Below are 891 nucleotides of genomic sequence, written 5' to 3'. Positions count from 1 at the left end.
CGTCCCGCTGGGCCGACCGCGCGCGCCTCACGCGCACCCCCGCCCCCGCCCGTCCCGGGCCGGGCGCCTGGCGGGCGAGCGCCCTTCCGGGCTGATTCTCGGGGACGCGCCGGGACGCTCCGGAGGGCTCGTCCCGGCGCGACACGTAACCGTGGTTCACCCCCTGGATCGGGGGGTGCGCACATAAGGTGAGTGGCGATGGCCACCTCGGAGTTCGTTCCCCAGCCCGCGCGATACGCGATCTTCGTCGACGCGGGGTACCTCTACGCGGCCTCCGGTGCGCTGCTGCTCGGCTGCGGTTCGCGGCGCGAGTACCGGGTCGCCGCCGAGAAGCTGATCGAGGCGCTGACCGACCACGCCGACGGCCGGCTGGTCGGTGAACTGCTCCGGCTGTACTGGTTCGACGCGGCGCCCAAGCGGCAGCCGACCGTGGACCAGCGGGTCATCGCCAACCTGCCACTGGTCAAGCTGCGGCTCGGCAACCTGAACGCGCAGGGCCAGCAGAAGGGCGTGGACGCCCAGCTCCGCGCCGACCTGGAGGCCCTGGCCCGGCACCGCGCGATCACCGACGCGGTGCTGCTCGCGGGCGACGAGGACATGCTGCCCGCCGTGGAGGCGGCGCAGCGCTACGGCGTCCGCGTCCACCTGTGGGGCGTGGAGCCCACGCACGGCTCCAACCAGGCCGAATGGCTGGTCTGGGAGTCCGACACGGTCGAGGTGCTGCCCGCCGACTTCCTCCGCCCCTACTTCACCAAGACCAAGGCGCTGCCCGTCCCGGCCGTCCCGCCGGTGGACGCCGCGCCCGCCGCCGGCAAGCCCGCCGTGCCGTCGCCGTCGCAGGTGTTCGCCGGACGGGTGCCGTCGGTGCGGCCCGCGCCGGGAGCGCCCGCG

1 protein-coding gene is annotated in these 891 nt (G+C 75.1%); it reads left to right on the top strand.

Going from position 1 to position 891, the window contains the following annotated elements; translation table 11 throughout:
- Window positions 1-198: 198 nt before the first annotated feature.
- A partial coding sequence (locus tag DZF91_RS23155; RefSeq protein WP_147341294.1) for an NYN domain-containing protein occupies window positions 199-891 on the top strand: 693 nt, incomplete at its 3' end.

This window comes from Actinomadura logoneensis, assembly GCF_003428695.1.
GTDB classification, from domain to species: Bacteria; Actinomycetota; Actinomycetes; order Streptosporangiales; family Streptosporangiaceae; genus Spirillospora; species Spirillospora logoneensis.
This window is presented reverse-complemented; position numbering and strand designations above follow the sequence as displayed.